This window comes from bacterium, assembly GCA_019637795.1.
Classification (GTDB): domain Bacteria; phylum Desulfobacterota; class Binatia; order HRBIN30; family CADEER01; genus JAHBUY01.
The window spans coordinates 145,001-171,271 of the sequence record JAHBUY010000001.1; the positions used below are offsets into that span (position 1 = coordinate 145,001).

Annotated in this window: 23 protein-coding genes (1 of these 23 running past the window's edge); 16 read left to right on the top strand and 7 right to left on the bottom strand. The window is 73.0% G+C overall.

Going from position 1 to position 26,271, the window contains the following annotated elements; translation table 11 throughout:
• From KF840_00705 to KF840_00730, 6 genes are all read left to right on the top strand, one after another.
• Positions 1-949: the 3' portion of a hypothetical protein gene (locus tag KF840_00705; GenBank protein MBX3023405.1), read on the top strand. It extends 401 nt beyond the left edge of the window; 949 of the gene's 1,350 nt are visible here — the last part of the coding sequence; its start codon lies beyond the left edge, outside the window; the stop codon is at positions 947-949.
• Positions 950-1,065: 116 nt separating this feature from the next.
• A complete protein-coding gene (locus tag KF840_00710; protein ID MBX3023406.1) occupies positions 1,066-2,142 on the top strand; it encodes an AAA family ATPase in 1,077 nt (358 codons plus the stop codon).
• Positions 2,117-3,064 (top strand): DUF58 domain-containing protein, encoded by a 948-nt coding sequence (locus KF840_00715; protein ID MBX3023407.1) that lies wholly within the window; start codon positions 2,117-2,119, stop codon positions 3,062-3,064. The genes KF840_00710 and KF840_00715 overlap by 26 nt, the downstream gene beginning before the upstream one ends.
• The gene (locus tag KF840_00720) at positions 3,064-4,911 is read left to right on the top strand and encodes a VWA domain-containing protein (protein MBX3023408.1); all 1,848 of its coding nucleotides are present in this window, start codon (positions 3,064-3,066) and stop codon (positions 4,909-4,911) included. The genes KF840_00715 and KF840_00720 overlap by 1 nt, the downstream gene beginning before the upstream one ends.
• Entirely contained in the window at positions 4,884-7,532 is a 2,649-nt protein-coding gene (locus KF840_00725) for a VWA domain-containing protein (protein ID MBX3023409.1), read from the top strand. The genes KF840_00720 and KF840_00725 overlap by 28 nt, the downstream gene beginning before the upstream one ends.
• A gap of 100 nt (positions 7,533-7,632) precedes the next feature.
• On the top strand, positions 7,633-9,306 hold the full coding sequence (locus KF840_00730) for a hypothetical protein (GenBank protein MBX3023410.1): 1,674 nt from the start codon (positions 7,633-7,635) through the stop codon (positions 9,304-9,306).
• 24 nt (positions 9,307-9,330) lie between these two features.
• Here KF840_00730 and KF840_00735 read toward each other — a convergent pair whose 3' ends face one another.
• Complete coding sequence (locus tag KF840_00735) at positions 9,331-10,197, bottom strand: hotdog fold thioesterase (GenBank protein MBX3023411.1); 867 nt, start codon at positions 10,195-10,197, stop codon at positions 9,331-9,333.
• Positions 10,198-10,246: 49 nt separating this feature from the next.
• The gene (locus tag KF840_00740; GenBank protein MBX3023412.1) at positions 10,247-11,653 is read right to left on the bottom strand and encodes an amidase; all 1,407 of its coding nucleotides are present in this window, start codon (positions 11,651-11,653) and stop codon (positions 10,247-10,249) included.
• A 321-nt stretch (positions 11,654-11,974) separates the two neighbouring features.
• Here KF840_00740 and KF840_00745 point away from each other — a divergent pair, with 321 nt between their 5' ends.
• The 10 genes from KF840_00745 (at position 11,975) to KF840_00790 (ending at position 22,188) form a co-directional block, all read left to right on the top strand.
• The gene (locus tag KF840_00745) at positions 11,975-13,882 is read left to right on the top strand and encodes an alkaline phosphatase family protein (GenBank protein MBX3023413.1); all 1,908 of its coding nucleotides are present in this window, start codon (positions 11,975-11,977) and stop codon (positions 13,880-13,882) included.
• 66 nt (positions 13,883-13,948) lie between these two features.
• Complete coding sequence (locus tag KF840_00750) at positions 13,949-16,027, top strand: cation:proton antiporter (GenBank protein MBX3023414.1); 2,079 nt, start codon at positions 13,949-13,951, stop codon at positions 16,025-16,027.
• Positions 16,028-16,038: 11 nt separating this feature from the next.
• Entirely contained in the window at positions 16,039-16,689 is a 651-nt protein-coding gene (locus tag KF840_00755; protein MBX3023415.1) for a phosphoribosylanthranilate isomerase, read from the top strand.
• A gap of 92 nt (positions 16,690-16,781) precedes the next feature.
• Positions 16,782-17,606, top strand: coding sequence for an enoyl-CoA hydratase/isomerase family protein (locus KF840_00760; protein MBX3023416.1), 825 nt, complete (start codon positions 16,782-16,784; stop codon positions 17,604-17,606).
• 132 nt (positions 17,607-17,738) lie between these two features.
• Entirely contained in the window at positions 17,739-18,608 is an 870-nt protein-coding gene (gene ilvE / locus KF840_00765) for a branched-chain-amino-acid transaminase (protein MBX3023417.1), read from the top strand.
• 139 nt (positions 18,609-18,747) lie between these two features.
• Positions 18,748-19,101 (top strand): alpha/beta fold hydrolase, encoded by a 354-nt coding sequence (locus tag KF840_00770; protein MBX3023418.1) that lies wholly within the window; start codon positions 18,748-18,750, stop codon positions 19,099-19,101.
• Positions 19,038-19,625 (top strand): alpha/beta hydrolase, encoded by a 588-nt coding sequence (locus tag KF840_00775; GenBank protein ID MBX3023419.1) that lies wholly within the window; start codon positions 19,038-19,040, stop codon positions 19,623-19,625. The genes KF840_00770 and KF840_00775 overlap by 64 nt, the downstream gene beginning before the upstream one ends.
• 47 nt (positions 19,626-19,672) lie before the next feature.
• Positions 19,673-21,295 carry a mechanosensitive ion channel gene (locus KF840_00780; GenBank protein MBX3023420.1) on the top strand — a complete coding sequence of 541 codons (1,623 nt, stop codon included), beginning with the start codon at positions 19,673-19,675 and terminating at the stop codon, positions 21,293-21,295.
• 201 nt (positions 21,296-21,496) lie between these two features.
• Positions 21,497-21,997 carry a nucleotidyltransferase domain-containing protein gene (locus tag KF840_00785; protein ID MBX3023421.1) on the top strand — a complete coding sequence of 167 codons (501 nt, stop codon included), beginning with the start codon at positions 21,497-21,499 and terminating at the stop codon, positions 21,995-21,997.
• Positions 21,994-22,188, top strand: coding sequence for a HEPN domain-containing protein (locus tag KF840_00790; GenBank protein ID MBX3023422.1), 195 nt, complete (start codon positions 21,994-21,996; stop codon positions 22,186-22,188). The genes KF840_00785 and KF840_00790 overlap by 4 nt, the downstream gene beginning before the upstream one ends.
• A 42-nt stretch (positions 22,189-22,230) precedes the next feature.
• On the opposite strand, the gene KF840_00795 is transcribed toward KF840_00790, so the two are convergent.
• The 5 genes from KF840_00795 to KF840_00815 form a co-directional block, all read right to left on the bottom strand.
• Complete coding sequence (locus KF840_00795) at positions 22,231-23,364, bottom strand: acyl-CoA/acyl-ACP dehydrogenase (protein MBX3023423.1); 1,134 nt, start codon at positions 23,362-23,364, stop codon at positions 22,231-22,233.
• A gap of 96 nt (positions 23,365-23,460) precedes the next feature.
• Complete coding sequence (locus KF840_00800; GenBank protein ID MBX3023424.1) at positions 23,461-24,642, bottom strand: acyl-CoA dehydrogenase family protein; 1,182 nt, start codon at positions 24,640-24,642, stop codon at positions 23,461-23,463.
• Positions 24,643-24,649: 7 nt separating this feature from the next.
• Entirely contained in the window at positions 24,650-25,054 is a 405-nt protein-coding gene (locus KF840_00805) for a MaoC family dehydratase N-terminal domain-containing protein (protein MBX3023425.1), read from the bottom strand.
• 122 nt (positions 25,055-25,176) lie between these two features.
• Positions 25,177-25,599, bottom strand: coding sequence for a MaoC family dehydratase N-terminal domain-containing protein (locus KF840_00810; GenBank protein ID MBX3023426.1), 423 nt, complete (start codon positions 25,597-25,599; stop codon positions 25,177-25,179).
• Positions 25,596-26,261 (bottom strand): PHP domain-containing protein, encoded by a 666-nt coding sequence (locus tag KF840_00815; GenBank protein ID MBX3023427.1) that lies wholly within the window; start codon positions 26,259-26,261, stop codon positions 25,596-25,598. The genes KF840_00810 and KF840_00815 overlap by 4 nt, the downstream gene beginning before the upstream one ends.
• Positions 26,262-26,271 lie beyond the last annotated feature (10 nt).

The following is a 26,271-nucleotide window of genomic DNA, read 5'->3' on the forward strand; positions in this document are numbered from 1 at the left end:
GCGCCTCTCCGGCTGGCTCATGCTCGTGCCGCTGGGGCTACTCGTTCTCGCCGCCACCGCGTTCTACGCCCGACCGCCGGCCGTCGCCGGCCTGCGGACCACGGTCGCGAAGTCATCGCCGCTGGAGACCCACCCCCTGGCCGGCGCCGAGGTGGTCGAGCGCTCCGCAACCGATCGTGGAACCTCCGCCGCTGGTGACCAGATCCTCGCGCTGGCCGGCACCTCCCGCCGTGATGGCGAACGCGACCGCGCCCAGCGCGCCGCCGCAGCAGGCGCCGACACCGCGAGCGCATCGATGCCGGCGGCGGGATCGGATGCGGCCGGCGCCGCCGACGACAGCATCGAGACCGGCAGCCCCGCGGCCGGGGACCACCTCGCCGACCTGCGACAGTCGATCCGCGCGGCATTCGGCGCAGCGCCGGAGAGCGACCTCGGCATGAGCCCAGCCGCCAGCTCGCAGCGCGCCGGGACGGGCGGCGACTCGAATGCCGAGCGCCACCGAGCCGACGACGCGCGATCGGACACCAATGGCACCGGCACCAGCGGCAACAAGGATCAGCCAGCCGATGCGAACGCCGCCGGAACCCAGTCGGTCACGCCCGGCGCGGATCCCAGTGCCGACGAGCAGGGCGCGAAGGGGAGCGGCCGCGGCGGCGCCGGCGCCACCGGCTCGACCGGCGTCCTCGGCGCCGCAGGCTCGCCCCGTCTCGAATCCGACCCCGCGGCGCCGATGGCAATCAAGATCGCCGCCATCAGCGGCGTCTCCCCCAGCCAGACCGAACCGCAGCGTCGCCACCAGGGCGTCACCACCAGCGCGGCCGCCAACGCCAGCCGCACCGCCCCCCTGCCCGATCTCGCCAGCGAACAACTCGCCGACGCGACCATGCAGCAACTCGAGGTCGGCCCCGAACACGAGGCCATCGTCCGCCGCCTCTTCACGCGCGAATGAACGATCCGACCGACATCGTCGATCCGCCCGCCGACCCCGTCGACGAGCCCGCCGTCGCGCCGCGCGACCCCGCCAGCCGCACCCCCGCGCCGGGCAGTCGCATCCTGCCCTCCCGCATGGCACGCGCCGCGGCCCGCGCCGGCGAGCCGCAGGTGGCCGATGCGGCCACGGCCGAGGCGCGCGTCGATGAGTTCCGCGCCGTCTTCGCCAGCCTGCGCAGCGAGCTCGGACGCGTGATCGTCGGCCAGGGCGAGGTGGTCGAGGACATCCTGATCGCCCTCTTCGCCGGTGGCCACGTGCTGATCGAAGGTGTCCCCGGCACCGGCAAGACGTTGCTGGTGCGGACCCTCGCCCAGGCACTCAACCTCAGCTTCAACCGCATCCAGTTCACCATCGACCTGATGCCCGCCGACATCACCGGCACCCGCATGCTGTTCGAGCAGGACGGTCATCGCGAGCTGGTGTTCGCCAAGGGCCCGATCTTCGCCCACGTGCTGCTCGCCGACGAGATCAACCGCGCCACCCCGAAGACGCAGTCGGCGCTGCTCGAGGCAATGGCCGAACGTCAGGTGACGGTCGCCGGCACGACGCACAAGCTTCCCCCGCCGTTCTTCGTCCTGGCGACGTTGAACCCGATCGAGATGGAGGGCACCTACCCGCTGCCCGAGGCCCAGCTCGATCGCTTCCTGTTCAAGGTCTTCCTGCCGTACCCCAACGCCGACGAGATGCAGCGCATCCTCGGCAGCACCACCGGCAGCGAGGTCCCGCAGCCGACCGCGGTCTTCCCGACCCGCAAGGCGGCGGCGCGCGTCGAGGACCTGAAGGCCCTGGTGCGGCAGGTGCTGGTCGCGCCGCAACTGGAGGAGTACGCCGCGGCGCTGGTCCGCGCCACCATTCCGCGCACGTCGAGGTTCGCCCCCAACGGGCCGACGCTGCTGCCCGACGACGACCAGATCGCGCGCTACGTCGCCTACGGCTCGAGCCCACGCGGCGGCCAGGCGCTGTTGCTCGGCGCCAAGGTGCGCGCGCTCCTCGCCGGCCGCGTCAACGTGAGCTACCACGACATCGATCGCGTCGCCGTGCCGGCGCTCAATCATCGCCTGGTGCTCAACTTCGCCGCGCGCGCCGACGACGTCGATCCGCGCGCCCTCATCCACCGGCTGGTCGATGCCGCCAAACGCCTCCACCGGTGACGTCGGCGCCAGCGACGTCGCCTCCGCCCTCCGCCTCGCCAGCGCGCCCGCCTTCCTGCGCACGCTCGATCGGCTGCGCTTCGCCAGCCGGCACAGCGTCGGCCAGCACCCCGGCTCGACGCCGATCTCCCGCATCACCCAACCGGGCGGCCACGAGATCGCCGCGCACAAGCCGTACGCGCCGGGCGACGACCTCCGCCACGTCGACTGGAATGCGCTCGCGCGCCTGGATCAACGCGTCGTCAAGACCTTCCGCGCCGAGCGCGAGGCGCCGCTGCACCTGCTCCTCGATGCCAGCGGCTCGATGAACGCCCCGGCCGCCGACGGCAAGTTCCCGTTCGCCGTCGGCCTCGCGGCGAGCCTCGCCTACGTCGCGCTGCGCCACGGCAACCCCGTCCGCCTCGCCCTGCTCGGCGGCCGCGACGGCGCCCGCCTCGCGCCGCTGCTGCGCCATGTCCAACGCCTGCCCGAGCTGCACCAGTTCCTCGCCCCGGCGGCGGCGGACGGCCCGACCCGCCTGCTCGACGGCCTGCGCGCCTACCTCCGCACGACGCGCCTGCCCGGCACCGCCGTCGTCGTGTCCGATTTCCTCGTCGAGCCGACGGCGTACGAAGCGACGTTCGACGAGTTGCTCGGCCACGGCTACGACGCCGCCGCGATCCGCGTCATCGGCCCGCACGAGCGCAGCGCCGCCGATCTGCCGCGGCGCCTGCGCCTGCGCGACGCCGAGACCGGTCGCGAACGCATCGTCGAGCTCACCGCCGCGCTGCGGCACCGCTACGCCGACGCCGTCGACCAGCACCTCGCCGGCCTGCGTCGGTGGTGCGCCGCCCGCGCCGTCGTCTGCGCCGCCGCCGACACCGCCGGCGGGCTCGACGGCGCCATGCTGCGCGAGCTGCCGCGCGCCGGCCTGCTGCAGTGATGGTCCAGTTCGCGAACCCCGCCGCCTGGCTGTTCGCCGGGCTCTTCGCGGTGCTGATCGCGCTGTATCTGTGGGAGCGCAGCCGACGCACGATCGTCGTCCCGTCGCTGCTGCTCTGGCAGACCATTCCCGACTCGGCGACACGCGCCACCCGCTTCGTCCCCGATTGGCTGTTCGTCCTGCAGGCGCTGCTGCTGCTGCTGCTCATCGCCGGCCTGGCGGGCCCATACCTGTCGCGCGACGGCAGCGAGCATCCGAGCGAGCGCGCGGTCTTCGTGCTCGATACCTCCGCCAGCATGCAGGCGCAGGAGGGGGCGGGCACGCGCTTCGAGCTGTCGAAGCGCGCCATTGGCGAGCGCATCACCGCCCTCGGCGCCGGCGACGAGGCGATGCTGATCGCGGCTGGCCCGCAGCCGGCGGTGATCGTTCCGCCGACCACCGACCATGCCGAGGCGCTGCGTCAGCTCGCGGCGCTGGCGGCGACCGACACCCGCGCCGACCTCGACGCCGCCCTCGCCGCCGCGCAGCGCGCCGCCGCCCGGGCCGACCGGACCACCCGCGTGGCGCTCTTCACCGACACTCCGTTCGATCGCCTCTCCCCCCCCTGGCGGCAGGCCGTCTCGGTCTTCCCCGTCGGCGAGACCGACGACAATCTCTCGATCGACGGCATCCAGATCTACCAGAGCCGCTTCGACGATCCGCGCGCCGCCCGCGCCTTCGTCACCGTCCGCAACCACGCCGGACGCGAGCACCACGGCGTGCTCACCGTGCAGCTCGACGGCACCACCTTTGGCCGCCAGGGCTTCACCCTCCCGGCGCGCAGCGCCACCGGGTTCCCGGTTCCCGCGCTGCCGGGACCAGGCGTGCTCCGCGCGACGCTCGACGCCGACGACGCGCTCGCCGCCGACAACGTCGCCTACGCCGTCGTGCACCCGCTGCGGGCGGTGCGCGTGCTCGTGGTCAGCGACGATCCAACCCTGCTCGGCGAGCTGCGCCAGATCGCCGCCGCGGCGCCCGGCCTCGAGCTCGCCACCATCGCGCCCGCCGCCTACGACGGCACGCAGCGCGCCGATCTGTTCCTCTTCCATCGCGTCGCGCCGCCGCTGCCGACGCAGGGCGCCAGCCTCTACGTCGCCCCCGCCGATCCGCGCGGCCCCTTCCCGCCGCGCGGCCGCCTCGCCCGCGTGCCGCTCGGCGATGCGGCCGTGGGACATCCCGCGCTGCGCAGCGTGCGCCTCGACCTGCCCTTCGCCTTCGCCGACGTCCAGATCCTCGAGGCGCCGAGCTGGGCCGAGACGCTGCTCACCGCGCGCGCCGATGACCAGCAGTTGCCGCTGGCCTTCGCCGGCGAGGTGGGCGGCCAGCGGATCGGCGTGCTCGCCTACGACCTCGCCGCCCAGGGTATGCTGCGCGCGGACCACACCGATCTCCTGCTCCTGCTGCTCGACCTCGTCGACTGGCTGGTGCCGGCGAACGACGACGTGCACGTGATCCCCACCGGCAGCGTCGAGGTCATCGAGTCCCTCCCCTCGTTGCCGCGTCACCTCGTCGATCCGCGCGGCGGCGAGGCGACCCTTCCCGCCGACCAGACGCCGCTGATCGATGCCCGCTACGCCGGCGAGTATCGCGTCACCGCCGGCGACGCGGCGGTGCGGATCTTCGCCAACCTCGCGGACCCCGAGGAGTCGGACATCGGCCGTCCGGCGGCGCGACCGCACGAGGTCGCGCCGCTGATCCGCGCCGGTCTGCCCACCGCGGCGCCGGCGAGCACGCTCGCATGGCCCCTGTACGCCGCCGCCGCGACGGTGCTGATCGTCGAATGGATGGCGGCGAGGCGGCGCGGCTGATGGACACCCCCAGCCTGTCGTACGTGCTCGCGCATCCGACGGCGCTCGGGCTGTCGCTGCGCCACCCGGCGGCGCTGCTGCTGCTCGTCGCGATCGCGGTCTTCGTCCTGCGCCCGCATGCCGGCAGCCGGCTCGCCGGGACGCTGCGCAGCGCCGCCTACGCGGCGCTGGTGCTGGCGCTCGCCGGACTGGCCCTGACGACGCGCATGCCCAGCGACCGCCTGACGGTGGTGGCGGCGGTGGACGTATCGCCGAGCATCGACGCCACCGGCCGCGCCTGGGCGCGGCGCTACCTGGCGCAACTGCAGGCGCGCCTGGTGCCGGGCGACGAGCTGGCGGTGGTGGCCTTCGCCGACGGCGTCGAGCTGCTGCGCGCGCCCGGTCCGCCGGCGCCGCTGCCCGATGCCCTGCCGGCGCCGCCGGTGCCGGCGACCGATCTCGGCGCCGCGCTCGACGCCGCCATGGCCTTGTTGCCCGCCGACGGCGCCCGCCGCGTCGTGCTGCTCACCGACGGCAACCAGACGCGCGGCGACGGCGCGCGCCGCATCCCCTGGCTGCGCGCCGCCGGCGTCCGCGTCGATGCCGCCGTGCCGCCGCACGAGGCGGTGAGCGACGTGCGGGTCGAGCGGGTCATCGCGCCGGCGATGGCCGGCGTCGACAGCCCCGTGCCGGTGCGTGTCGTCGCCCACAACGACGGGCCGCTGCGCCCCGCGGTGCTCAACGTCTACCTCGATGGCGAGATCGCCGACAGCAGCGCGGTCGAGCTGCCGCCCGGCCGCAGCGCCATGACGCTCGCTTCGCGTCTGGTGGACGAGGGGAGTCACCGCCTGCGCGCCGAGCTGCGCGCCCAGGGCGACGCCCAGCCGGCCAACGACAGCCGCGACGTCGGCATCACGCTCCGCGATCCAACCCGCGCCCTCGTGCTCACCACCCGCCCGCGCTCGGTCGTCGCCACCGCGCTGGCGCGCAAGGAGGTGCGCGCCGACGTCCGCCCGCCCGGCGCGCTGAAGACCGTCGAGGCCCTGCGCGACTACCACCTCGTCGTGCTCGAGGATCTCACCGCCGCCGACCTGCCGCCGCCCACCCTCGACGTGCTCGAGCGCTGGGTGCGCGACCATGGCGGCGGGTTGCTGGTCGCCGGCGGCGGCGCGCTGTACGGCGATCCCGCCCTGGCCCGAACGGCGCTGAAACGCCTGCTGCCGGTGACGCTCGAGCCCAATCGACCGAAGCCGGGGCTGCGCGAACCGCTGGCGCTGTTCCTGGTCATCGATCGCTCCAACAGCATGGGCTACAACAGCCGCGTCGGCACCCTGCGCGACGGCGAGAAACTGCGCTACGCCAAGGAGGCGGCGCTGGCGGTCGTCCGCCAGCTCAAGGACCAGGACCTGGTCGGCGTCATCGTCTTCGATTCCAAGCCGCACGAGATCGCCCCGCTGCGACCGCTGGCGCAGAACCGCGCCGCGCTCGAGGACCTGCTGCCGCGCCTGGTCGAGAACGGCGGCACCGACTTCTACGACGCGCTCGCCTCGGCGCGCGAGCAACTGGCGCAGGCGCGCGTCCGCCAGCGGCACATCATCCTGCTCACCGACGGCGACACCAACCGCGCCGCGCCCGAGGAATACCGCGCCCTGACCAAGCAGATCGCCGCCGACCACATCGGCGTCACCACCATCCGCATCGGCGACAATACCGTGAACCTCGAGCTGCTCCAGGGCATCTCGAGCGGCACCGGCGGCGAGTTCCACTACGTCGAGAATGCGCGCCAGCTCCCCGACCTCATGCTGCGCGAGGCCACCAAGGCGCTCGCGCCGGAGGCGAACGGCGCCGAGACGTTCCATCCGCGCGTCAGCGACGCCACCCAACCGCTGCAGGGCCTCGACGAGCCGAAGCTGCCGCCGCTCTCCGGCTACGCCTATGCGCGGCCGCGGCCGGGCGCCGAGGTCCTGCTGCACGTGCCCCGCCTGGACCGGCGCGATCCGCTCCTCGCCGTCTGGCAGTACGGCCTCGGCCGCGTCGCCGCCTTCACCGCCAGCCCGCGCGACGACGCCGAAGCCTGGGTGGCCTGGCCGGCGTTCACCAAGTTCTGGTCGCAGCTCGGCCACTGGACGGCGCGCCAGCACGCCGACGACGAAGTGGCGATCGACGCTCGACGCAGCGGCGGCGTCACCGAGCTCGACGTGCGGGCCTTCGGCCCCAGCGCCGACGCGGCGACGCTGACGGCGCGCCTCGCCCTCGGCGAGACCGCCGCGCGCGAGGTGCCGCTCGTCCCCAGCGAGCCGCGCCGCTTCACCGCCCGCCTGCTCGATCTCGCGCCCGGCCGCTATCCGCTCACCCTCATCAAGCGCACCGCGAGCGGCGCCGTCAGCCAGCGCACGCAGATGGTCACCGTGCCCGCGGCCGATGACACCGCCGACGCTGAATTCCGCCGCAGCGAACCCGACCTCGCCCTCCTCGAACGCCTCACGGCATCGACCGGCGGCTCGCTGAACGCGCCGGCCGACCGCCTCCTCGCCCGCGAGCCGGGCACCCGCGCCGCCATCTACCCGCTGGCGCCGTGGCTGGTGCCCCTGTCGATGCTGCTCTTCCTCGCCGACACGGCGCTGCGGCTGCGGCGTCGCTGACGATCAGCGTCCGCCGCCGCCGACGCCGCAGCGCGGCGCGCGCTCGCGCCCTGTGCATTCGTTCGCCCGCTCTGCCATCGTGCGTGACCGGGGGAATTTCATGCGCCACCGTTCCGTGTTCCTGCTTGCCGCCGCGCTGCTCGCCGCCATCCTGACCGGATGCGGCGACTCCAACGGCGGCGGACCGCCACCAACCGCCACGCCGACGAGCAGCGCCACGCCCGCCACGACGCGTCCGGCGACCGCCACCGTCAATCCGACCGATACCGCGGCCGCGACCGCGCCGGCGAGCACCGCGACGCCGCCACCAACCGGCACCGTGACGCCGCCGCCCAGCAGCACCCCCACCCCGCCGCCGACGATCACGGACACGGCGACGCCGACCGCCACCGCCACGCCGTCGCCCGAAACGGGGCGGGCGGATCTGTCGCAGGAGCTCAGCGGTGGCAACGGCCCCTTCATCGGCGAGGCGGAGACGCCGCCATTGCAGGAGCTCGGATACGTGCAGGTGGAGTACCTCGCGGCCGGCACCGCGGCATCGTACACCGCGCCGATGCCGCTCGGCGCCGATGGCCGGTGGTCGTTCACCGAGAACGGCACCGCGCCGTATCGCACCCGGGTGCTCGTTCGCCGCCCAGCCGACGCGCGGGATTTCAGCGGCACCGTGGTCGTCGAGTGGCTGAACGTCAGCGGCGGCGTCGACGCCAACCCCGACTACACCAGCCTGGCGGAGGAATTGATCCGGCAGGGCCACGTCTGGGTCGGCGTGTCGGCGCAGCTCATCGGCATCGAGGGCGGCCCCGTGCTGGTGGCGGCGCCCGGGGCCGAGGGGCTGGCGGGCAAGGGATTGAAGGCCATCGACCCGGCCCGCTACGGGTCGCTCGCCCATCCAGGCGACGGCTTCTCCTTCGACATCTTCACCCAGGTGGCGCGAACACTGCGCGCGGGCGGTCCGGCGCTCGGCGGCGCGATACCGCAGCGGCTGCTGGCGGCCGGCGAATCGCAGTCCGCCCTCGCCCTCACCACCTACTACAACGGCGTCCAGCCGCTGACCGGCGCCTTCGACGGTTTCTTCGTCCACAGCCGCGCGGCGGTGGCCCTCCCGCTGGTCGGACCCGGCAAATACGCCGATCTCGTCGCCAGCTTCGCCACCACGCCGTGCACCTTCCGGACCGATCTCGCCGTCCCGGTGCTCGATCTGCAGGCGGAGAGCGACGTCGTCGGCGTGCTGAATTCCGCCAGCGTCCGCCAGCCCGACAGCGACTCCCTGCGCCTCTGGGAGGTCGCCGGCACCGCGCACGCCGACGCCCATCTGCTCGGACATCTCGCCAGCGCCGTCGACTGCGGCCTGCCGATCAACGCCGGGCCGCTGCACCTGGTGGCGAAGGCCGCCCTGCGCAGCCTCGACGACTGGGTGCGCACGGGCACGCCGCCGGCGGTCGGCCCGCGCCTCGAGCTGACGGCGACCACGCCGGCGCAGGTGGCGCGCGATTCCGACGCCATCGCGCTCGGCGGCATCCGGACCCCGCCGGTGGACGTTCCCGTCGAAGTCCTCTCCGGCGTTCCCGGTCCGAACCCCGCCCTGCTCTGCATCCTGCTCGGCTCGACGACCCCGCTCTCGCCCGAACGCCTCGCGGCCCTCTACCCGTCGTCGGAGGACTATTCGCGGCGCTACGAAGCCGCCGCGGACGCGACCATCGCCGCCGGGTTCGTCCTCGCCGACGACCGCGACGCCCTGCTCGGTTTCGCCGACCCGTCGGCGCTCCCGCGCTGACCGATCGCGGAGGAACGTCCCGCCTCAGTCCACGACGATGCGATAGGTGACGGCGCCGGTGGCGACGACGTCGCCACCGGCGCTGACCGCGACCTGGTTGAGGAAGATCTCGTTGTTGCGCCGCAGGGTGCGGGCATGGGCGCGCAGGTCGCCGCGCGCTGGGGCATGGAAGTTGACGTGGATGCCCAACGTCGACGCCTTGAATCGCATGTCGAGGCCGACGAGCGACCACGCGGCCAGCGCCCCGGTGGTGTCGATCAGCGCCGCCACCGCGCCCTCGTGCGCCGCGCCGGCGCCATCGTCCGACGCCGGCGCCGCCGGCATCACCAGCACCGATTCACCGCCATGCGCCGCCGCCACCGTCATGCCGAGGCGGGCGATGAACGGCGACGTCACGAACAGATCGGCGCCGCGGATCTTCTCGCCGGCGGCGCCGCCCGACTCGGTCGCGCTGCGCTGGCGCTCGGCCGCGACCGGATTCGCCGCATGGTCGAAGACCCGGTAGGTGACCATGCCGACCGCGATGCGCTTGCCGACGGCGCTGCGCACGTCGACCTGACTGTACGCAAGCTCCTTGCCGCGGCGCAGCACCTCCGCGCTCGCGATCACCTCCTCGCCGATGGCGGCGGCCAGGTAGTTGACGCTGAGATCGAGCGTCGACGCCTCCAGCCCCGGTCGATCCTCGACGCCGGTCCACGCCGCCAGCGCGCCGGCGACGTCGATCAACGATGCCGATACGCCGCCGTGCAGGGCGCGGCCGGGGTTGGAATTCTCGTCCGCGAACGGCAGGCGCAGGCGCACGCGATCGCGCTCGATCGCGTCCACCCGGACGCCGAGCGCGGCGCAGTACGGGATGCCTTCCCAGCGGCGAGCGAGCGCGTCGAGAGCCATGGCGACGGATCCTTACGCAGCGCCGCGGCGCGCGACAAGCCGTCCCGGCTCAGCCCAGGTACGCGGCCGGCGCCAGCGGCCAGGGACGCGCCTGCTCGAGCTGGCGGCCCAGGCGCAGCAGCAGATCCTCGCGGAAGCGCGGCGCGACGAATTGCACCGACGCCGGCAGGCCACTGTCGGTGCGTCCCGCCGGCAGCGCCAGCGCCGGATGGCCGCTGAGGTTGAACGGGTGGGTGAACGGGAAGGCGTCGTGGACGCGGATCGGGCGGCCGGCGATCTCGGTCGGATGGAGCTGGCCGATCGGAAACGCCTCGAGCGGCAGGGTCGGCATCATCAGGATGTCGAAGCGCGCGAAGGCCGCGGCCGTCCATCGCACCAGCTCGGTGCGGCGCCGATACGCGTACGCGAGATCGTCGGCGGCGCGGCGCTGGGCGCGCAGGAAGCCCTCGCGCAGCATCGGATCGAGCTGGTCGGGCGTCGACAGTGCCTCGCCGTGCTTCATGTACTCGGTCACCGCGCCGGTGAGGCTCCACGCCTTGCCGACGAAGGGGAGGCGCGACGTGAACGGCTCGACGTCGTGGCCGAGCTCGGCGACGATGCGCGCGCACGCCGCCACCTCGCGCATCACGTCCGGCTGCACGACGTGGCCGAGATCCCCGCACCAGGCGACGCGCAGGCGCGGCAGCGGCGCGTCCAGCCCGCGCTCGTACGAGCCGTCGGGCGGCGGCAACGCGCACGGGTCCTCCTCGCTGGGGCCGAACGTCGCGTCGGCGATGCGCGCCGCGTCGCGCACCGTCAGGGTGAGCGGCCCCCACACCGCCGTGTCGTCGAAGGTCAGGATCGGCTGCGGTCGCTGCGGCACGCGGCGAAAGGTCGGTTTGAGGCCGACGCAGCCGGTGAAGGCGGCGGGATGGCGGATCGAGCCGCCGCCGTCGGACGCCGTGACCAGCGGCACCAGGCCGCCGACCAGCGCCGCGGCGGCGCCGCCGCTGGAGCCGCCGGGCGTTCGTTCGAGGTTCCACGGGTTGCGGGTGGCGCCGAACAGCGCGTTGCTGGTCTGCATATAGGCGCCGAATTCCGGCGTGTTGGTCTTGCCGATCGGGTAGGCGCCGGCGGCGCGCAGCCTGGCGACCTGGATCGAATCGGCGGCGGCGACGTTGTCGGCGTAGAGCGGCGACCCGAACGTCGTCCGCAGGCCAGCGACGTCCTCGAGGTCCTTGACCGCGAACGGCACGCCGCCGAGCGGCCCGAGGTCCTCGCCGCGCAGCAGTCGCCGCTCGGCCTCGCGCGCGGCGCGCATGGCGCCGTCGGCGTCGAGCGTGACGATGGCGTTGAGGGCGCCGTTGTGGCGCTCGATGCGGTCGAGACAGGCGCGCAGGAGCTCGACCGGCGACAGCGCGCGGCAACGAAGGCGCTCGACCAGATCGGTGAGCGGCAGGTGGAGATCCACGCTCACTGGCCGCTCCAGGCCGAGCCGTGGCCGCCGGCGGCGACAACGGTGCCGGCGACCAGCGCCGCGCGCCGCGGCCTCCCCAGCGGTATCCGCCTCAAGTGAGCCATCCTCGAGAGTCACGGAGGAGCTCCCGGCTCCCCCGCCCGCGACCAAACCCCGATCCGCGCCGCGTTTGCAAGTCGATCCCACTCCTCGCTCCCGCCTTCCACGAAGGCCGGACGAGGACGCCGGCGCGCCCCGGCTCGGATGCTCGCCGGTCGGCTCGCGGATTCTCCGTCGGCCACGACTTCCCCTCGCCGCGCCCGCTGGATAGGGAGGGACACGATGGCGACGCGACTGGGGCCGGAGCGCCCGGGTGGCCAGGGGCTCGACCGCAACCAGGAGGAATCGGGCAATCGGGCGATCCTCGCCCTCCTCACCGATCCCGACAGCGCCGAACACACCGACCTGGTGATCACCCATCGCGACGACGCCTACGAGGTGTGGGCGCGGCGGGGCCTGGTACGCTTCGAGCGCCGGTGCGAGAACGGCGAGCCGCGCTTTCCCGTCGTCGAGCTGCTGGGTGAGAACCCGCTCGCCGATCAGCGCCACGATCGGATCGCCAGTTGCGACGACGAGCTCGCCGCCGCGGCCGCGTCCGGCCACCCGACCGACGACGTCAATCGCGCCTTCATCGAGCCCGCCCAGCTCAGCTATCCGCACGCCTTCGAACGCATCGCCCAACTGTTCGACAGCCCCTTCGCGCCCGATCTGGTCGTCAGCCCGAAGTGCTACGCCTTCGGCCTGCAGCCCGGGCAGCACGGGGCGCTCGACGTCGTCCAATCGCGCGCCCCGCTCGCCTTCGCCGGCCCCGGCATCCGCCCGGGGCTCTACGACGACGCGCCGCGGCACGTCGATATCGCGCCGACGATCTGTCGGCGCCTCGGCTTCCCGCTGATCGACGGCCGCGACTGGAGCGGCCGCACCGCCAGCGAACGCGGCGTCGCGCCGGACGTCTACCTGCGCCGCCAGGATGGCCGCGTGCTCGAGGAGATCCTCGCCCCTGGGCCGGTCGCCGAGCGCGCCTACGTCGTCATCTTCGACGGCCTCAGCAACAGCGAGCTGCAGTGGCTGCTCGACACCGACGATCCGGGCATCGCCAACCTGCGCCGGCTGCTCGATCGCAGCGCCCGCTTCCGCTTCGGCTCGACGGTCAACTTCCCGACCATCACCTGGCCGAGCCACAGCGCCCTCTTCACCGGCGCCTGGTGCGGACACCACGACATCGTCAACCCGACGTACTACGACCGCGCCGCCCGCCAGGCGCTGGCGCCCCAGGGACAGACGATGATGACCGAGACGTTCCTGGGCGCCGGGGTCGAGACGCTGTACGAGGCCGTGCACCGGGTGCGCGGGCCGGCCGCACGCACCGCCAGCATCCACGAGCCGCAGGGTCGCGGCGCCGACCACGCGCCCCTGGAGGGCCGCGTGCTCGGACCGCGCGACCGGTTGAAGGCGCTCACCGCCGAGCTGACGCGGGCGATCAACCCGCGCTGGCTGGCGGACGGCCACGACGCGGTGCACCGAGAGGCGCTGGTCGATGCCCGCGGCCTGGCGCAAGCGCTGGTGCTGTTCGACGATCCAGCCCACCCGCCGCCGCTGCTGACGGCGCACGAGCTCACGCTCACCGACGGCGCCGGGCACGAGTACGGACCGCACGGCGAGGGCCTGCGCGAGGCCGTCGCCGAGACCGACCGCCGGCTCGGCATCGTGCTGGATCTACTGGAGGCGAAGGGCCTGCTCGATTCGACGCTGTTCGTCTTCACCGCCGACCACGGCATGGCCGCGCAGAACGTGGCGCTGGCCGCCAACCCGGCCCGTCATCCCGAGCGCATCGGCATGAAGGCGGTGACCGGCGAGCCGATGATCTGGCTGCGCGATCTCGACGTCGCCGTCGAGCCGGCGCCGGACGGACGCACCGCGCGCGTCGTGGTGTGCGACAACGACGCCGACGCCAGCGGCGAGAAGCCGCCGGTGCCCGGCGCCGCCGTGCGCGTGCTCGGCCGCGGCGACCGCCTGCTGGCGGCGCTGACGACCAACGCGGCCGGCGTCGCCGGGTTCTCGACCCCGGCCGACGTGCCGCGGCGCGACATCGTGCTCTCCATCCACCACGACGAGTACAACCCGCGCCACCTCCGCCTCGACGGCAGCAATCTCGCGATCGACCTGCGCCAGGTCCTCTACGGCGCCTGATCACCGGCGCCGGCGTCCCTGCGCGGCGGCGTCCACTCGCCGCGCCCTGCGTGCTAGCGCTGGCGCATGCACGAGCCCGACGTCTTCCTCCGCACCTTCGCCGTCGCGCTCTGCGTCGCCGCGGTCACGACCGTCATCTTCCAGCGCCTGCGCCAGCCGGTGGTGCTCGGCTACCTGCTCGCCGGCATCGTCATCGGGCCGCACACGCCGATCCCGATCTTCGCCGACCAGCGCAGCAGCGAGACGCTGGCCGAGCTCGGCGTCATCCTCCTGATGTTCTCGCTCGGCCTGGAGCTCAGTCTGCGCCGCCTGCTGCGCAGCGGCGCCACCGCGCTGGCCGTCGGCATCATCCAGTCGAGCGCCATGCTGTGGCTCGGCTATGGCACCGGCCAGCTCCTCGGCTGGTCGACGCTCGAGAGCCTGTATGCCGGCGCGGTGATCGCCATTTCCAGCACCACCATCATCGTCAAGGCGTTCGCCGACCAGCGGGTCACCGGTCGGGTCACCGACATCGTCTTCGGCGTCCTCATCGTCGAGGATCTCATCGCCATCTTCCTGATCGCGGCGCTCACCGCGCTCTCCACCGGCGCCGACCTCTCCGTCGCCGCGCTCGCGGCGACGGCGGGGCGCCTCGCCGCCTTCCTCGCCCTGATGGTGATCATCGGCATGCTGCTGCTGCCGCGGGCGATGCGGATGGTGGTGGCGCTGGAGCGCCCGGAGACCACCGTCGTCGCGGCGATCGGCGTCGCCTTCGGCGGCGCGATCCTCGCCCACGCCGCCGGCTACTCGGTGGCGCTCGGCGCCTTCGTCGCCGGCGCGCTGATCGGCGACTCCGGCGTCGCCAGGCCGGTCGAGCACCTGGTCGGACCGGTCCGCGACGTCTTCGCCGCGGTGTTCTTCGTCGCCGTCGGCATGCTCATCGATCCGGCGCTGATCGCGCACCATTGGGGGGCGGTGGCCGCGTTCACCGTCATCGTCGTCGTCGGCAAGGTGGTCGCCGTCGGCGTCGCCGTCTTCCTCACCGGCCAGGGCATCCGGCTCGCCGTCCAGTCCGGCATGAGCCTGGCGCAGATCGGCGAGTTCTCCTTCATCATCGCCGGCGTCGGCCTCGCCCTCGGCGCGACGCGCGATTTCCTCTACCCGATCGCGGTCGCCGTGTGCGCGATCACGACGCTGCTGACGCCGTGGCTGATCCGCGCCGCCGATCCGTTCGCCAGGCTGGTCGATCGCAAGCTGCCGCGGCCGGTGCAGACCTTCGCCGCCCTCTACGGCACCTGGCTCGAGGGGCTGCGGCGCTCGCCGACGCGGCCGAGCGAGCTGGCGACGGCGCGGCGTCTGGCGCGGCTGCTGCTGATCGACGCGGCGCTGACCGGCGGCGTGGTGATCGCGGCGTCGATCGCCGGCCCCCGTCTCGTGCCGTGGCTCGACGCGCGCATCGGTCTCTCGGCGCACGGCGGCTGGGCTCTGGTCGTCGCCGGCGCGGCGGCCGCGGCCGCCCCCTTCTGGCTCGGCATCCTGCGCAATGCCCGCGCCCTCGGCGTGCTGCTCGGGCGCGCCGCCATGCCGGCGCCGCAGCGCGGCCGCACCGACATCGCCGACGCGCCGCGGCGCGCCTTCGTCGTCGCCCTGCAGGTGCTCATCCTGCTCCTCGTCGGCGCGCCGCTGGTCGTGGCGACGCAGCCGTTCCTGCCGCCGTTCCGCGGCGCCGCGGTGCTGGTGCTCGTGCTGGCCGGCTTCAGCCTCGCCTTCTGGCGCTCGGCGGCCAACCTGCAGGCGCACGCGCACGCCGGCGCCGAGCTCATCGTCGAGGTGCTGGCGGCGCAGGCCGGCGCGCCGGCCGGCACCGGGCTGGAGACCGTGCACGCGCTGCTGCCGGGTCTGGGCGACCCGGTGCCGGTGCGGCTCGCGCCCGGAAGCCACGGCGTCGGTCGCACCCTGCGCCAGCTCGACCTGCGCGGTCGCACCGGCGCGACGGTGCTGGTGATCGTCCGCGCCGACGGCGCGGCGCTGGTGCCGACGGCGCACGAGCGGCTGCAGGCCGGCGATACGCTCGCCCTCGCCGGCGCCTCCGACGCCGTCGCCGCCGCCCGCGACCTGCTGCTGCAGGGCCCGCCGGCGGTTGTCCCCGACGGCGATCCTTCGTAAGCCTGCCGGCCATGCGGGTGCAGATCGCCGGCGTCTCCTCGCTCGAGGAGGCGATTGCCGCCGCCGACGCCGGCGGCGACGCGCTCGGCTTCACGCTCCGCCTCCCGACCGGCGTGCACGACGAGCTCACCGAACCCAAGGCGCGCGGCATCATCGCCGCGCTGCCGCCGTTCGTCGCCACGGTGGCGATCACCTATGTCGAGACGCCGCGCCAGGCGGTCGAGCTCTGCCGCTATCTCGGCGTGACCACGCTGCAACTGCACGGCGCCTTTCCGACCCATGAGATCCCGGTCCTGCGCGTCGGCCTGCCGCACCTCAAGATCATCCGCGCCGTGCACGTCACCGGGCCGGAGGCGCGCGCCCAGGCGCGCGCCCTCGCCCGTCAGGTCGACGCGCTCATCCTCGACACCTACGACCCGGCGACCGGCCGCCACGGCGCCACCGGCAAGACGCACGACTGGCGCATCAGCCGCGACATCGTCGCCGAGGTGCCGGTGCCGGTGATCCTCGCCGGCGGCCTCACGCCCGACAACGTCGCCGACGCCATCGCCGCGGTCCGCCCGTGGGGCGTCGACGTCCACACCGGCGTCGAGAATCCCGACGGCAGCCGCAACCTCGACCGCATCCGCGCCTTCGTGCGCGCCGCCAAGTCCGCGGGCTGAGCCATGGCGGAGCACCGGGGGCAGCGAGGCGGGGTGTCTCGCCAAGCGGAGCGCGATCGCCAATACTGGTTCGCTGATCTCGGAGGTCGACGATGTACGAGCAGATTCTCTACGAGGTGGCCGAGCCCGCCGCCGTCATCACCCTCAACCGGCCCAAGCAGCTCAACGCCTGGACCGACCGCATGGGCGCCGAGGTCAAGCACGCGATGGCGCAGGCCGAGGCCGACCAGCGCGTCGTCGCCATCATCCTCACCGGCGCCGGCCGCGGCTTCTGCGCCGGCGCCGACATGTTCCTGCTCAAGTCGATCAGCGAGGGCGGCGGCGCCGAGCCGATTCCCGCCGAGCTGGCCGCGGCGAGCCCGGGCGATCCGTCGATGGGCGAGGCGTTCCGCGGCACCTACACGTACCTGCTGTCGATCCGAAAGCCGGTGATCGCCGCCGTGAACGGGCCGGTCGCCGGCATGGCGGTGCCGATCGTCGCCTGCTGCGACCTGCGCTTCGCCGGCCCGGAGGCCTCGTTCACCACCGCCTTCTCGCGCCGCGGCCTGATCGCCGAGTGGGGCTCGAGCTGGATCCTGCCGCGCCTGATCGGCCCGGCGCACGCCCTCGACCTGCTGTTCTCGGCCCGCAAGGTCGACGCCGCCGAGGCCGAGCGCATCGGTCTGGTCAACCGCGTCGTCCGCGACGAGGACCTGCTGGCCTTCACCCGCCGCTACGTCGCCGAGATCGCCGCTGGTTGCTCGCCGACCTCGATGAGGATCATGAAGCGCCAGGTCTACCAGCACCTCACCGCCGATCTCGGCAGCGCCGAGAAGGAAGCCATCGGCCTCATGCTGGAGAGCTTCAAGCGCCCCGATTTCCGCGAGGGCGTGGTGTCCTTCCTCGAGAAGCGCCCGCCCCGTTTTCCCCGGGTGTGAAAACCGGATTCGCACCGCGCAACGAAGAAACGGGGAGACGCTGCTAGAATCGCGTGCCAACATTGCCATCCGATGGCTCCGCTCCTCCGTTGCTCCGTGTGAAGGTCTTCCTCTCTGGCGCAGGGTGACACGATGCAGATCTACATCGACGGACAATTCCACGATCGCGAATCGGCGAAGGTCTCGGTCTTCGACCACGGGCTGCTCTACGGCGACGGCGTGTTCGAGGGCATCCGGGTGTACAACCGCCGCATCTTCCGCCACCTGGCGCACCTCGAGCGGCTGTACGACTCGGCGCGCGCGCTGGCGCTGACCATCCCGCTGACCATCGACGAGATGCGGCGGGTGGTCGAGGAGACGGTGCGCCGCAATCGCCGCGAGGACGTGTACATCCGGCTGATCGTCACTCGCGGCGTCGGCGAGCTGGGGATCGACCCGCTGTCGTGCCCGACGCCGAGCGTCATCGTCATCGTCAACGACGTGCGGGTCTACCCGCGCGAGCTGTACGCCGGCGGCATCAAGGTGATGACGTCGGCCACCCGCCAGGTGTCGCACGAGGCCGTCGACCCGCGCATCAAGTCGCTCAACTACCTGAAGAACATCCTCGCCAAGATCGACGCCCAGCAGGCCGGCGCGCACGAGGCGATCATGCTGAATGCCGAGGGCTTCATCGCCGAGTGCACCGCCGACAACCTGTTCGTCATCCGCGGCGGCCACCTGCTGACGCCATCGTCGCAGGACGGCGCCCTCGGCGGCATCACCCGCGGCGTCGTCCTCGAGCTCGCCGCCGAGGGCCGCGTCCCGGCGGCGGAGGCTCGCCTCACCCGCTACGACCTCTACACGGCCGACGAGGCCTTCGTGACCGGGACCGGCGCCGAGCTCATGCCGGTCACCACCGCCGACGGCCGCCCGATCGGCGGCGGCGAGCCGGGTCCGGTCACGAAGCGACTCACGGAAGCGTTCCACGCGCTGGTGCGCAACGAGGGCGACCCCCTGTGGTGACGCGGCGCACCGCCTGCCGCTCTCCGCTCCATCTGCCTCCGTGCCTCCGGGTGAGCATTCCTCCGCCGGATCGAGGCTGACCGGCGGGGACGCTCGAAACGATCGGCTGCCCAGCGCCCGGCCACGCCTCTCCTTCCGCATGTACTCCGAACGCTTCTTCCGCAGCGGCACCCTGCGCGTCCATTTCCGCGACTGGGGAAACGACGGGGCGCCGCCGCTGATCGTCGTGCACGGGCTGCGCGATCACTCGCACTCGTTCGACGACCTGGCGCGCGGCCTGCTCGATCGCTTCCACGTCTACGCCCTCGATCTGCGCGGCCACGGCGACAGCGAGACGACGCCGTACTACGCGTTCGGCCACTTCGTCCTCGACCTGCACAATTTCATCCGCGCCCTGCGCCTCGAACGGCCGATCCTGGTCGGGCATCGATGGGCGGCGAGGTCGTCGCCCACTACGCCGGCAGCTTCCCCGCGGTGCCGGCGCGCGTGGTGATGATCGAGGGGCTCGGCCCGCCGCCGCTCGACATGGCGGCGGAAGTCGGCTGGACGATCCAGGGGTTCTCGCGCATCGACCGCGCCCTCGCCGGCCACCCCGGCCTGAAGGATCTCGACGCGGCGTACCGCCGGCTGCGCGAACGCAACCCACGCCTGAGCGAGGCGAAGGCCCGCGAGTTGGCGCTGCTCGGCACGCGCGCCATCGAGGACGGCACCCTGGAGTGGAAGTTCGATCCGATGCTGGCGACGATGGCGGTCGCCGGCCCCTTCCACCTCGAATACGCCATGGCCATGTGGCGGCGCATCGCCGCCCCGACGCTGCTCGTCCACGGCGCCGAGTCGGGCGAGTTCTGGCGCGGCCGGCCGGGCGATGTCTACCTCGACGCCGACGACCTGGCGCGTCGCCGCGCCTGCTTCCCGACGCATGAATTCGTCGAGATCCCCGGCGCCGGCCACATGGTGCACTTCGACCGCCCGCGCGAGCTCCTGGCGGCCGTGCGCGGTTTCCTGATCCCGGCCTGAGCCGCCGGACACGTTGCGGGCGCCGGCGCGCCGCGCTAGTCGCCCGCATGGCCTCCTCCACTCCATCCCGTCGCTGGCGGCTGCTCCTCCTCGCCTGGGCGCTCGGCGCCGCGCCGGCGCTGGCACAGGCCGGCGGCACGATGCGAGTGGAGCCGGGAGAACCGGCCGATCTGGTGGTCTGGAACCGGCCGATCCTCACCATGCGGGCGCGCATCGGCGAGACCAGTCCGGCGGAACGGGCCGCGCGCGCCGCCGAGCGCATCGCCGCGATCCCCGACAGCGAGCTGGCAGCGGAGATACGGGTGGTCTCCGCCAAGGTCGGCCATCTGGAAGGGCTGATGGCCTTCGCCGGTTCGCGCCAGCTCTTCAGCATCCTGCCGGAGGACCTCGATCCGGAGAGCCCGGAGACGCTCGCCGACGCCGGCCGCGCGGTCGAACGCAACCTGCGCGAGCTGCTGGCGGCGCGCGCCGCGCAGCGCAGTCTGCCGCTGCTCCTCGAGGGCATCGCGCTGAGCGTCCTCGCCACCGCGCTCTTCACCCTCGCCGCCTGGGCGCTGGTGCGCATCGAACGCTGGCTCGAGCCGCGCCTGGCCACGGCGGCCGAGCGCCGCGGCGGCGCCGCGGCGCGCCAGGTCCGTGAGTACGTCGCCCTGATCACCCGCCGCGCGGCGCAGGTCGGCGCCTGGGCGGCCGGCGCCGTCTGCGCCTACCTCTGGCTCACCTTCGTGCTGTCGCAGTTTCCCTACACCCAGCCGTGGGGCCGGGCGCTCGGCAGCGGCCTGCGGCACCTGTGCGCCCGCCTGGTCGCCGGCGTCGTCGACGCGATCCCCGGCCTGATCACGATCGCGATCATCTTCGTCATCACCCGCCTCGTCGTCCGGCTGCTGCACGGCCTGTTCCTCGCCGTCGAACAGGGGCGCCTGTCGCTGCCCGGCGTGCAACGCGAAACGGCGGAGGCGACGCGCCGCATCTCCACCGTGCTGGTGTGGCTGTTCGCCATCACCATCGCCTATCCCTACATCCCCGGCTCGGGGACCGATGCCTTCCGCGGCGTCAGCGTATTCGTCGGCCTGATGCTCTCCCTGGGATCGGCCGGACTGGTGAACCAGGTGATGAGCGGGCTGGTGGTGGTCTACGCGCGGGCGATCCGCCCCGGCGAGTACGTGCGGATCGGCGAGACCGAGGGCCTGGTCTCGGAGGTCGGGCTGCTCTCCACCAAGCTGATGACCGTCCGCAAGGAGGAGATCACCATCCCCAACTCGGTGATGACCAACGCGGCGACGACCAACTACTCGCGCCTCGCCGACATCGACGGCGCGGTCGTCACGACTTCGGTCACCATCGGCTACGACGCCCCGTGGCGCCAGGTGCACGCCCTGCTCATCCTGGCCGCCGAACGCACCGAGCTGGTGCGCAAGACGCCGCCGCCGCGCGTCGCGCAGCGCAAGCTCGACGACTACTACGTCGAGTACCTGCTGCTGGTGAACGTCGACCAGCCGGCGCAGCGACCGCTCATCCTCTCGTTGCTGCACGCCAACATCCAGGACGCCTTCAACGAATTCGGCGTCCAGATCATGTCGCCCCACTTCGTCGCCCAGCCGGCGCAGACCATCGTGGTGCCGAAGGACGGCTGGCGCCCGCCCCCGGCGCCGGCGTCCGACGAACCGTGACGGGACCCGACCGCCGCCGTCGGCGGCGCGGTCGATGACTGCGGGACTCCCTCGCCGGCGCCACCCCCGCGACGTCGACCACGGGATCGGTCGCGACGACACGCGAAGAGGAAGGGACGCGTGCGATGCCCTCCGGCCGCCCACGCCGGCAGCGGCCGTTGCTGCGGCGAACGCCCAGGCTGTGCTATCGCTTCTGACGTCATGAGCGACCCGGTGGCCGAGACGCTGCGCCAGCTCGCCGGCGAGTATGCAACGCTGGTGCGGAACGCCCTCGGCGACCGCGCGGTGTCGATCGTGCTCTTCGGGTCAGTGGCCCGCGGTGATCCGTCGCCGACGTCGGACATCGATCTGCTGATCGTCGCGCGCGATCTCCCGCCGGGCCAGTTCGCCCGCAAGCGCCTGTTGGCGGCCGCCGACGCCGCCTTCGAGCCGGCGCTGCGGGCGGCCGAGGGACGAGGCATCGACACGCGCCTGGCGCGCATCGTCCGCACGCCGGAGGAGGCCTCGCGCCCGATCCCGCTCTACCTGGACATGACCGAGGATGCGGTGCTGCTCCACGACCGGGACGGATTCTTCGCCGGCGTGCTCGACGGCGTGCGCGCCGCGCTGCGACGGCTGGGGTCGAAGCGCATCCGCCAGGGCCGCCACTGGTACTGGGACCTGAAGCCCGACTTCCGCCGCGGCGACGTGATCGAGATATGACCGCGGCGGCGATGGCCCGCAGCTTCCTGCGCCGTGCCGCGGCGGTCCTGCGCGAAGCGGAGCGGCTGCACGGCGACGGCGCGTGGAACCTCGTCGTGCGGCGCTGCCAGGAGGCCGTGGAGCTGGCGCTGAAGGGCGTGCTGCGCGCGGGGCCGGCAGGCGATCGGCATGGCGGCGCCGCGCGCCGCTGACGGGGTGCACCTTGGGAATCTCTGCGCCCGCGGCGCGCGGGGTCACAGCTTCGCCAGCGTCGCGACCCGTTCGCGGTGCCAGGTGGCGTCGCCGAAGGCGAGCTCGTTCCACTTGGCGCGCTTGAACCAGAAGTGGAGATCGTGCTCCCAGGTGAAGCCGATGCCGCCGTGGATCTGCACGGCGCGGTTGGCGACGCGGCTGTAGACGTCGCTCAGACAGGCCTTGGCCATCGACGCGGCGCGCGGCGCCTCGCGCGGCAGCGCGTCGGCGGCGTAGGCGGCGTACCACACCAGGGCGCGCGCCGGCTCGATCTCGCTCACCATCTCGGCCGCCAGGTGCTTGACCGCCTGGAACGAGCCGATGACGCGTCCGAACTGCTCGCGCACCTTGCTGTACTCGACCGCCAGCTCGAGCGCGCGCTGGGCGCCGCCGAGACTGTCGGCGGCGAGTAGCACCGCGGCCGCGTCGCGCACCCGGGCGACCGTCCTCCACCCCCGGCCCGGCGAGCCGAGCACCGCGTCCGCCGGCAGCTCGACGTGCTCGAAGCGCACCTCGGTGGTGCGACGCGTGACGTCGATCGACGGCAGGGGCAGCACCGTCACGCCCGGCGTCTCGCGCGGCACCAGGAAGAGCGTCACGCCCTCCTCGTTGCGCCCGCCGGTCCGGCAGGCGACGACCAGCAGGTCGGCGACGTGCGCGTCGGTGACGAACAGCTTGCTCCCGGACAGCGTCCACGTGCCACCGCGCTTCCGCGCCCGCATGGCGACGCCGGCGGCGTCGAGCCGATCGCTCTCCTCGAGCAGGGCCAGCGTGCCGACCGCCTCGCCGCTCGCCAACCGCGGCAGCCATCGCTTCCTCTGCGCGCTCGCTCCGCCGTGCAGGATCGCCAACGTCGCCAGCACCGCCGACGAGAAGAACGGCCCCGGGACCACCGCGCGACCGAGCTGTTCGCACAGCAACGCCAGGTCGAGCATGCCGAGCCCCGAGCCCCCGTGCTGCTCCGGCACGACGAGCCCCATCCAGCCGAGCTCCGCCATCTTGCGATAGAGCGCGCGCGGATAGCCGTCGCCGCCGCGCGCCACCTCCCGCACCAGCGTCGGCGGACACTCCGCCACGAGGAACTCGGCGGCGGACTGCTGCAGCAGCTCCTGGTCCTGGGAGAGGCCGAAATCCATGCGGTCAGCGGTTGGGAGTTGGGGACGGCGGCAATGGATGGGACGCCGGCGCTCCGACCCCTGAGCTCGTCATCCCTCGCCCCGGCACCCCCTGCCTCATCGCGGCATCCCCAGCCCGCGCTCGCTGATGATGTTCTTCTGGATCTGCGACGTGCCGCCGCCGATGATCAGGCCGAGCGTGAACATGAATTCGTAGGGCCAGATGCCGCGGTCGGCGACCCGCGACGCGCTGCGCGCCAGCGGGCCGTAGTTGCCGAGCAGCTCGATCGCCAGGGCGGCGATGTCGTGGTTGAGCTCGGTCGACACCAGCTTGTTCACCGAGGCGCCGATGCCCGGCTTGCGCCCCTTGAGCGCGTCGGTGAGCTGGCGCAGCGAGTGGTACTTCATCGCCTCGACCCGAATCATCAGCGCCGCCAGCTTCTGCCGCACCACCGGGTCCTCGGCCGCCGGCCGGCCGTAGCGCTGGTGCGTCTGGGCGATGCGCAGCAGGCCGTTGAACATCTGCTGGGTCCGGGTGGTCGAGCCGAGCATGTTGCGCTCGTGGGCGAGGGTGGCGTTCGCCACCTGCCAGCCCTGGTTGAGCTCGCCGACCAGATTGCGGCGCGGCACCCGCACGTCCTCGAAGAAGACCTCGTTGAAGCCGGCGTCGCCGGTCATCTGCACCAGCGGCCGCACGGTGATGCCCGGCGTCCGCATGTCGATCAGGAGGTAGGAGATGCCGCGGTGCTTCGGCGCGCTCGGGTCGGTGCGCACCAGACAGAACATCCAGTCGGCGATCTGCGCGTTCGACGTCCACACCTTCTGGCCGTTGACGATGAATTCGTCGCCGACCAGCTCGGCGCGCGTCTTCAACGACGCGAGATCGGAGCCGGCACCGGGCTCGGAGTATCCCTGGCACCAGATCTCCTCGGCGGTGAGCATGCGCGGCAGGTAGCGGCGCCGCTGCTCGTCGCTGCCGAACTGGATCAGCGTCGGGCCGACCATCTGCACGCCCATCATGCCGATCTGCTGCGGGGCGCGCGCCGCCACCAGCTCCTGGTTGACGATGGTCTGCTCCATGATGCCGAGGCCGCGGCCGCCGTGTTCGGCCGGCCATCCCATGGCGACGTAGCCGGCCTCGTAGAGCGTGCGCTGCCAGTCCTTCAGCCAGCGCACGCGCGCCGGATCGCCGTGCTCGCGGCTCGGCTCCCCGACCTCGCGCTTCGGCACGTTGGCCTTCAGCCAGGCGCGGACGCGGGCGCGGAACGCCTCGTGCTCGGGGCTGAGCGAGAGATCCATCGGCGGCTCAGAAGGCGACGGTCGCCGTGCCGGTCACCAGGCGGTCGCCGTCGGCGCTCTCCAGCAACAGGTCGCACTCGAGGAAATTGCCGTGGTCGCTCTGGTGCTTCTCGGTGACCACGGCGCTCACCACCAGCGGCACGCCCGGCCGCACCAGGGCGCGGAAGGTGGCGCTCAGGCGCTGCAGCCGTCCGCCCACCGCCCAGCCCGTCAAGAGGCGCGCGAACAGCGCCAGGCTCATGTTGCCCGGCACGATCTGCCCCGGCAGCCCCTCGGCGCGCGCCGCCTCGTCGCTCAGGAAGCGCCCACCCGGCATGTCCGCCGCCTCCGCATAGCGCCGCACCTGCTCCGGGCTCAGCGTGCAGCGGAGCGGCGGCAGCTCGTCACCGACGTCAATCGACGCGAAGGGCATGATCGAGATCCACCGATGACCACCGATGGCCACGGATGCACAGGGATGAAAGACGGAGGCCGAACGACGAACCCATCCGCGTGGCCTCGGTGTTCATCGGTGACCATCCGTGTCCATCTGTGTCACCGGAACATCATCTTCTGATCGACGACCGCGACCGTTTCGGCGCGCTGGTTGACCACGGTGGTGCGGAAGACGACGAAGGTCATCGTGCCCGTGCGGCCGGTCTTCTCGTAGACGTCGTGAACGGTGCTGGTGGCGGTGAGGACGTCGCCGGGCAGCACGGGGACGCCGATCTCGATGTCCTTGCCGGCGTCGAAGGCGTGGCGGCCGAGCTGGGTCGGCAGGTGTTGCGGCATGAAATGCCTGCCGCGCAGGCTGAGCGCGAAGGTCGGCGGCGCCACCAACTCGGGTCCGGGTTGGGTCCAGCGCGGGTTGGTCTCGCCGCACGCCGTCGCATAGGCGACGATCCGCTCCGCCGTCACCGGCGGAAACGTCGTGCGGTCGAACTCCTGGCCGACGATGGCGCGCGCGTCCTCGTTCATGCCGCGCCACGCGCCGCGCGCACCTGCTCGCGGAAGTCCACCGGCCGGCAGCGGCCGCGCCGCAGCGCCGTCACCAGGTCCTCGACGGTCCGTATCTCGTCGTCGAGCTCGGTGGCGCAGATGCCGATCAGGCTCACCAGGTGCGCGTCGCTGCCGCCGAAGGCGCCGTAGCCGTAGCGCGCGATCAGATCGTCCACCCGCTCGTTCTCGCCCCGGCGGCTGCCGCCGTTGAGCGCCTCCACCGCTACCACCCCCTCGAGCGGCGGCTTGCCGGCCGCGTAGTGCTCGCACAGCCCGATGGTCGGTCGGCCCGGGTGACACGGCGCGGCGACGCCGCCCATGCGGCTCACCTCGCGGATGACGTCCTGCGCCGGCAGACGCACGTCGGCGAAGTCGAAGCGCCGCGTCATCTCGTCGCTGACGCCGTAGATCAGCACGTGCCCGTAGTCGGTTTCCACCTCGGCGCCGCGCAGGATGAGGATGCCGTACTGGTCCTCGAGCGCCCGGTAATCGGCCCGCGGGTCCCACTGCCGGTGCTCGGTGAGCACGATGCCGTCGATCGGCAGCAGGTCGCGCTTGCGCTGCAGCCACTTGAGATAGGTCTCGAGCGGCGCCCGGCTGTCCTCCGAGGCGTCCGAGTGGGCGTGCAGATCGATGATCATGAATCAGCCG